General features: G+C 66.2%; 9 protein-coding genes and 2 pseudogenes. 9 read left to right on the top strand and 2 right to left on the bottom strand.

The features are described 5' to 3' along the window. A partial coding sequence (locus tag B0I32_RS55920) for a transposase (protein WP_146178772.1) occupies nucleotides 1-206 on the top strand: 206 nt, incomplete at its 5' end. Between the two features lie 87 nt (nucleotides 207-293). Here B0I32_RS55920 and B0I32_RS55915 read toward each other — a convergent pair. Beyond that, on the bottom strand, nucleotides 294-881 hold the full coding sequence (locus B0I32_RS55915) for a TIGR03086 family metal-binding protein (RefSeq protein ID WP_106253632.1): 588 nt from the start codon (nucleotides 879-881) through the stop codon (nucleotides 294-296). Between the two features lie 457 nt (nucleotides 882-1,338). Here B0I32_RS55915 and B0I32_RS55910 point away from each other — a divergent pair, with 457 nt between their 5' ends. Next, nucleotides 1,339-1,959, top strand: coding sequence for an IS3 family transposase (locus B0I32_RS55910; RefSeq protein ID WP_181308963.1), 621 nt, complete (start codon nucleotides 1,339-1,341; stop codon nucleotides 1,957-1,959). A 48-nt stretch (nucleotides 1,960-2,007) separates the two neighbouring features. Here the strand turns inward: B0I32_RS55910 and B0I32_RS55905 are convergent, their stop codons facing one another. After that, entirely contained in the window at nucleotides 2,008-2,595 is a 588-nt protein-coding gene (locus B0I32_RS55905) for a GNAT family N-acetyltransferase (protein WP_245956735.1), read from the bottom strand. A 108-nt stretch (nucleotides 2,596-2,703) separates the two neighbouring features. Between B0I32_RS55905 and B0I32_RS55900 the strand changes: the two are divergent. The 7 genes and pseudogenes from B0I32_RS55900 to B0I32_RS55875 all read left to right on the top strand — a co-directional run. After that, nucleotides 2,704-3,480: pseudogene (locus B0I32_RS55900) on the top strand (IS256 family transposase); the annotation flags it as partial. A gap of 159 nt (nucleotides 3,481-3,639) precedes the next feature. Further along, nucleotides 3,640-3,870: a helix-turn-helix domain-containing protein gene (locus B0I32_RS55895; protein WP_281262699.1), complete on the top strand. Its 231-nt coding sequence runs from the start codon at nucleotides 3,640-3,642 to the stop codon at nucleotides 3,868-3,870. Between the two features lie 24 nt (nucleotides 3,871-3,894). Then, entirely contained in the window at nucleotides 3,895-4,281 is a 387-nt protein-coding gene (locus tag B0I32_RS55890) for a transposase (protein WP_106253627.1), read from the top strand. Next, nucleotides 4,244-5,356 (top strand): IS30 family transposase, encoded by a 1,113-nt coding sequence (locus tag B0I32_RS55885; protein ID WP_219912567.1) that lies wholly within the window; start codon nucleotides 4,244-4,246, stop codon nucleotides 5,354-5,356. Before B0I32_RS55890 ends, B0I32_RS55885 begins: the two co-directional genes overlap by 38 nt. A 33-nt stretch (nucleotides 5,357-5,389) precedes the next feature. Beyond that, nucleotides 5,390-6,274 carry an IS3 family transposase gene (locus B0I32_RS55880; RefSeq protein WP_106253624.1) on the top strand — a complete coding sequence of 295 codons (885 nt, stop codon included), beginning with the start codon at nucleotides 5,390-5,392 and terminating at the stop codon, nucleotides 6,272-6,274. Nucleotides 6,275-6,320: 46 nt separating this feature from the next. Continuing rightward, a pseudogene (locus B0I32_RS62045) lies at nucleotides 6,321-6,395 on the top strand (integrase core domain-containing protein); the annotation flags it as partial. After that, nucleotides 6,396-6,815 (top strand): hypothetical protein, encoded by a 420-nt coding sequence (locus tag B0I32_RS55875; RefSeq protein ID WP_146178771.1) that lies wholly within the window; start codon nucleotides 6,396-6,398, stop codon nucleotides 6,813-6,815. It begins immediately after the preceding pseudogene. Nucleotides 6,816-6,832: the final 17 nt, after the last annotated feature.

The following is a 6,832-nucleotide window of genomic DNA, read 5'->3' as shown; positions in this document are numbered from 1 at the left end:
AACAAGCACGTCAGGCCGACCTGCCCCACCTGCACGCCTTCACCCGCGGGCTGGACGACGACCGGGCCGCCGTCCACGCCGCCCTCACCCTCCCGCTCCACAACGGCGGCACCGAAGGCGTCAACACCAAAACGACAATGATCAAGAGGCAGATGTACGGGCGAGCCGGCTCCGCACTCCTCCGTCATCGCATCCTGCTCGGCTAACCACTTCCCGTCACCACCGAAAGTGGGCCAGAGCCAGTGACCGTACAGTCCCGCTGCGCGCGAAAGGTTTCGGTGGGTAGAGCCTGATCACGCCGAGGTGAGCGGGACGCGGCCGAGGTAGGCGAGTAGCCGGTCGGAGGCCGAGCGCGGATGTGCGACGTCCAGAGGATCAGCGAAGGCGATGCCCCGCTTGGCTGTGACAACCGGTCCCTGTGCGAAGGCGTATACGGCGTTCGCGAGATCGTCAGGTATGCGAGCGGGACGCCCTACTGTAGAGGTGATGTCCCAGCCGTGCACCACGACCTCCAGCAGTTGGATGCCGGCCACGACGGAGGCCGGCACTGCGCCGAAGGACAGCTGGCACGTCTGTTCCAGGGCGCCGGGTCTGCGCCAGGCGGCGGCCAGCCGACTAGCCATGGCTTCGAAAGCTGCCGCCGGCGCCTCCCCCGAAGTCGCGACCGCGGCCGCGACGTTGTCGCGCCAGCCGGGATCGAGCGGGCGGCCCTCGGCGGCATGCGCGATGACCACGAGCATCTCCAGAAGGTGATCGAGCAGGTGACGAAGGTTCCAGGGCGGGCATGGGGTGGGCGCGGTCAAGTCTTCTGCGGTGATTGCTGCCATCTGCTCGGCCGTCCAGGCGTGCCCCTGGTCGAGCAAGGCGATGGTCTGCGGCATAAATGGCTCCTCATGAGGCGCTGGGAAAAGTCTGGTCAGGTCGGCGGAGGGGGTGGACGCCCCCACATGAAGACCAGCGTGAAAGCTCAAGAGAATCGAGGCCGCTTCGAATGTGCTTAAGATCTTGATGGGTGAGTCGGCATGAGCTGAGTGTGTCTCATTGGGCGGGGGTTTGGTAGCCGAGACTCGATGACGCTCGCCAAGTACGAGCTCATCGACGCGGACAAGGCCCCTCACTCGATCGTGAAAATGTGCGCCTGGCTGCAGGTGTCACGCTCGGGCTTCTACGAGTGGCGCGAGCGGCCGGCCTCGGCTACCGCGCAACGCCGCGCGCTGCTCGCCGGCCTGGTCGCCGAGATCTTCGCCGGCTCGCACGAGACCTACGGCTACCGGCGGGCGCACGCCGCCCTGGCCCGCCATGGCGAGCACTACTCGGCCAGAACTGGTCCGCGCCCTGATGCGCAAGCAGGGCCTCATCCCGGCCCAGGTGCGAGCGTTCCGGCCGGCGACCACCGTGCCAGACGGCGACTTTCGTGGCATCCCCGACCTGGTCGGCCGCGACTTCACCGCCTCCCGGCCAGGCACCAAGCTGGTCGGCGACGTCACCTATATCCGCACCCGGGAGGGCTTCCTCTACCTGGCCACGGTGATCGACTGCCACAGCAAGGCGGTGCTGGGCTGGGCGATGGCCGATCACTACCGCACCGAGCTGGTCAAAGACGCGATCCGGATGGCCGCCGGCACCGGCCTGCTCCAGAGCGGCGCCGTGTTCCACACCGACCGCGGCTCGAACTACATCAGTGATGAGTTCGGCCGGTTCCTCACCGGCCTGGACATCCGCCGCTCGGTCGGCCGCACCGGCGTCGACTGGGACAACGTGATGGCCGAGTCGTTCTTCAGCGTGATCAAGAACGACCAGCGGCACCGCTTCGTCTTCCCCACCCGGGCCAAGGCGAAAAGCCAGGTTATCCGCTATATCGAAGGGCTTTACAACCGTCGGCGCCTGCACTCGGCGCTCGGCTACCGGCCGCCCCTGGAGGGTTTTAACGAGGCCCTTTCAACCCAAACGGCCGCATAGGCTGCACTCACAACACGGCTGTCCGGAAACACCGTGGCCCCCAGCCGGTCAGCATCGGATGTGGATGTTGACCTGCGAGCCCAGCTCTCGAAAACCAAGTGCTCGGGCAACCCGTCGCGACGGCTCCGGCCGCGCCCTCCACTGCGACAACAAATCCTTCGCCAACGCGTCGGCGACCGCCGCCGAGGCTACCAGGCGAGCCAGGCCGCGACCACGATGGCCTGGAGCGGTCAAGACCGACACGTGCGCCACCATATTCAACCACGAACGATATCCGGCGGCGGCGAGAACCCTGCCTCCTCGGCGGGTCACGAACGCCTCCGAAGTGATCTCATCCAGGCCACACTCGTCTGCATCCTGTTCGTCCACCGAGGCCACCGGCGTACGGACATCGGGATGATTCGCCGACACACTCTCGCCCTCAATATGAGCATCTGCAGCCGCGAACTCTTCGCCGTCCAGATACGCCAACGTCGCCGGCCCCAGGACATTGAGTGCCGACAACTGAAGGGAGAGCCGAGCAAGGTCAACGTCGGCTTGGCCGATCTGACTGAGCACTGTACCCCGCACCGGCTCAATCAGGTCAGCGTTCGGCACACGCTCCGTCCAACTCGACGATGCCCGGGTTGCGTCCACGGAAGTGGTGTACGAGTTTGGCCTGGTCACTGGCGTGGCGTCGTGAAATGAAGACGGTCATCGAGTGATCCTTCGAGTAGCTAGATCAAGATCGAAGGGAACCAGACGATGGCCGCAGACCCCAGTGTGACGCCCGCGCAGTGGCTGGCGAAGCAGATCGAGACCGACGACCCCGACATGTTGCGATCCATGGTGAAGACCATGGCCGAGACGTTGATGTCGGCCGAGGCCGACAGCCTGTGCGGCGCCGCCTACGGCCGGCGCAGCGACGAGCGGACCAAGTCCCGCAATGGCTACCGGGCCCGTGAGTGGGACACCCGCGCCGGGACGATCGACTTTGCCATCCCCAAGCTCCGGCAGGGCTCCTACTACCCGGACTGGCTGCTGGAACGCAGGCGGCGGGCCGGGCAGGCACTGATCAGCGTGGTCGCCACCAGCTACCTGCTCAGGGTCTCCACCCGCCGAGTCGACAAGCTGGTCGAGCAACTGGGCATCAAGCACATCTCCAAGAGTCAGGTCTCGCAGATGGCCAAGGTGCTGGATGAGCAGGTCGAGGCGTTCCGGACCCGCGCGCTGGACGCCGGCCCGTACACATTCGTCTGGCTGGACGCGCTGACGCAGAAGGTGCGCGAGGGCGGTCGCACGATCAACGTGCACTGCCTGGTCGCCACCGGCGTCAACGCCAACGGCCAGCGCGAGGTCCTCGGCTTGGACGTCACCTCGGCCGAGGACGGCGCCGGCTGGCCGGCGTTCCTGCGCGGCCTGGCCGCGCGTGGTCTGTCCGGCGTTCAGCTGGTCGTCTCCGACGCCCACCGCGGCCTGATCGAGGCGATCGGCGCCGCCCTGCTGGGCACGGCCTGGCAACGGTGCCGAGTTCATTGGAGCCGTAAAGAAATAAGGCGTTGCTTTTCGATCTTGAACTGTCCTGTCTCGCTTGATGGTTGACACTCTGGCCTCGCTTGATGCTTGACACCTTGATCGTTGTCTGTGCCTGCTCGTGGCGTTATCGGCGCTTCGGGGGAGGCTCGGGTGGCATTGGTGGAGTTGAGCGTCGTGGAGCAGCGCTATCACGCGGTGATCGAGGTGTTGTCGGGGGCGAAGGTCACCGACGTGGCCGGACGGTATGGGGTGTCGCGGCAGTCGGTGCATGCCTGGGTGCGCCGGTATCAGGACGGCGGCTTGGCAGGGCTGGCCGACCGGTCGCATGCACCGAAGGCGCACCCGATGCAGACTGAGGTGCCCAGCAGATTCCGGACAGTCGGCTACATAAGCTGACAGAAGTCTGGAAGAGGTAGGTACGTGGCAAGGCGTCGCAGGCAGTTCTCGCCGGAGTTCAAGGAAGAAGCCGTCCGCATGGTGCTGGAGGGCGATCGGACGGTCGCGTCGGTGGCGCGCGAGTTCGGCATCAACGCCAGCACGCTGGGCAGCTGGGTGAACCGGCACCGGATCGCGAGTGCGCAGGAGAAGCGGCAGGCGGTTTCGGGTCCGGAGCGGGCCAGGATCCGGGAGTTGGAACGGGAGAACGCCGAGCTGCGCGAGAAGTTGATCTTCCTGAAAAAAGCGGCCTTAGATCCAAACGATCAACGCAACACTGCAAGTGGATGGGTGGATCGTGGCTCGGATGGGTCGGCCGGGAATGTCGGACGCGATGAAGGAGGACTTGTGGCGGCGGTGGCGCGCCGGTGAGTCCATCAGCGTGATCTCCCGGGGCCTGGGCAAGCCTCCGGGGTCGGTTTTCACGGTGCTGAAGCATCATGGTGGCATCGCGCCGGCCGAGCGGGTGCGCCGGGCCGATCGTTTGAGCGTCGAAGAGCGGGAATCGATCTCGCGCGGTCTCGAGGCTGGAGCCTCATTACGTTCGATCGCCGTGTCGATCGGCCGCCCGGCATCCACGGTGAGCCGGGAGGTGGCCCGCAACGGCGGCCGGGTGAAGTACCGTGCCCTCGCCGCCGAGCAACGCGCTCAAGAGCAGGCACGCCGCCCAAAACCATCCGTCCTGCAGAACAACCCGGTGCTGCGCCGGCTGGTGATCGAACTCCTCGACAACGAGTGGTCCCCGGAGCAGATCGTGGGCCATCTGCGGCTGACGCACGCCGGCAACCCGCTCATGCGGATCAGCCACGAAAGCATCTACCGTGCGATCTACACGACCCGATGGAAGCTAATCCCGCGTGAGCTGTGCACCAAGCTGCGCACGCGCCGTCCCATCCGCAAGAACAAGAAGAACACGGTCAAGGGCCAATGGCGTTCCCAGATCACCGGGGCACGGCCGATCGAGGAACGGCCTGAGGCAGCCAACGCCCGGACCGAGCTCGGCCACCTCGAAGGTGACCTCATCATCGGCGCCAAGAACAGCCAGATCGCGACGCTGGTCGACCGCAAGTCCCGCTACCTGACCATGGTCGCGCTACCCAGCCGTCACACCACGACGGTCATCCCCGCCCTGCAGCAGGCGTTCACACGGATGGATGCCCGCCTACGCAGCACCCTGACCTGGGACCGCGGCATGGAACTCGCCGGCCACCAGCTGCTCACCGAAGCGACCGGCATCGACGTCTTCTTCGCGGCGCCCCGCAGCCCATGGCAGCGAGGCACCAACGAGAACACCAACAAACTCATCCGGCAATACCTACCGAAAGGCACCGACCTGAGCGTGTACAGCCAAGCCGACCTTGACGCCCTGGCCGCCCGGCTGAACAACCGCCCCCGCAAGTGCCTCGACTACCGAACCCCGGCCCAATGTGTTGCCTTGACTCTTTGAATCTAAGGCCGCCTTCTTCGCGTCCCAGACTCGATGACGCTCGCCAAGTACGAGCTCATCGACGCGGAGAAGGCCAACCACAAGATCGCGCGGATGTGCGCCTGGCTGGGCGTGTCCCGCTCGGGCTATTACGAGTGGCGTGAGCGACCGGCCTCGGCCACCGCGCAACGCCGAACCCTGCTGGCCGCGTCGGTCGCCGAGATCTTCGCCGGCTCGCACGACACCTACGGCTACCGGCGGGTGCACGCCGCCCTGGCTCGTCGCGGTGAGCACTGCTCGGCCGAACTGGTCCGCGCCCTGATGCGCGCACAGGGCCTGGTCCCGGCCCAGGTGCGGGCGTTCCGGCCGGCCACCACCATCCAGGGCAACTTTCGCGGCATCCCTGACCTGGTCGGTCGTGACTTCACGGCTGAGCGTCCGGGAGTCAAGCTGGTCGGCGACGTCACCTACGTCCGCACCTGGGAGGGCTTCCTGTATCTGGCCACGGTGATCGACTGTCACAGCAAGGCGGTGCTGGGCTGGGCGATGGCCGACCACTACCGCACCGACCTGGTCAAAGACGCGATCGGGATGGCAGCCGGCACTGGCCTGCTCCAAGGCGGCGCGGTTTTTCACACCGACCGCGGCTCGAACTACACCAGTGACGAGTTCGGCCGCTTCCTGACCGGCCTGGACATCCGCCGCTCGGTCGGCCGCACCGGGGTCTGCTGGGACAACGCCATGGCCGAATCGTTCTTCTCCGCGCTGAAGAACGAATGGCTGCACCGCTTCGTCTTCACCACCCGAGCCAAGGCAAGACGGCAGGTCATCCGCTACATCGAAGGGTTCTACAACCACCGGCGCCTGCACTCGGCGCTCGGCTACCGGCCACCCCTGGAAGTACTCAACGAGTCCCTTACAACCCAAACAGCCGCATAGGCTCTACGACCATAAGACGCCTGTCCGGAATCTCCATGGCCCCTCAATCGAGGCCGCCCAGGCCGAGACGGACGCGTTCGTGGAGCATTACAACACCGCCCGCCCGCACCAGGCGCTGGACATGGCCTTCCCGGCTGATCGGTTCTTCGCCGAGCGCAGCGACGGACAGCGCCGGGCAGAGCGGGAACTGCCGCTGCAGCTGCCCGCCGCTCTGACCACGGTGACCGCTTCCGCTCCTGAAGCCGCTCCGGCGCCCGCGGATCTCCCGACTCCGGCCGGCGACCACGGTGATCAGCCTGAACGGCCCGAACCCGTCCTGAGGACCTCGGTCGATCCGCTGTCGCGCCAGGCGATCGAGGTCGATCGGATCGTGCCCGCCTCGGGCAACCTGTCGATCGGCGGCCAGCAACTGTGGCTCGGACCTGACCGGGCGGGCCTGCCGATCACCGTGTGGATCAGCACGTGTCGGCGTACTCATTGGTGTGCAGAGGTGCGTACGAGTATTCGTGCAGAGGACGTCAGGAGTGGGCGAAGAGGGTGAGTGTGCAGCTGGAAGCG

Source organism: Nonomuraea fuscirosea (assembly GCF_003001935.1).
Lineage (GTDB): Bacteria > Actinomycetota > Actinomycetes > Streptosporangiales > Streptosporangiaceae > Nonomuraea > Nonomuraea fuscirosea.
The sequence above is the reverse complement of the archived record's forward strand: the minus strand, read 5'-3'. Positions and strand labels throughout refer to the sequence as shown.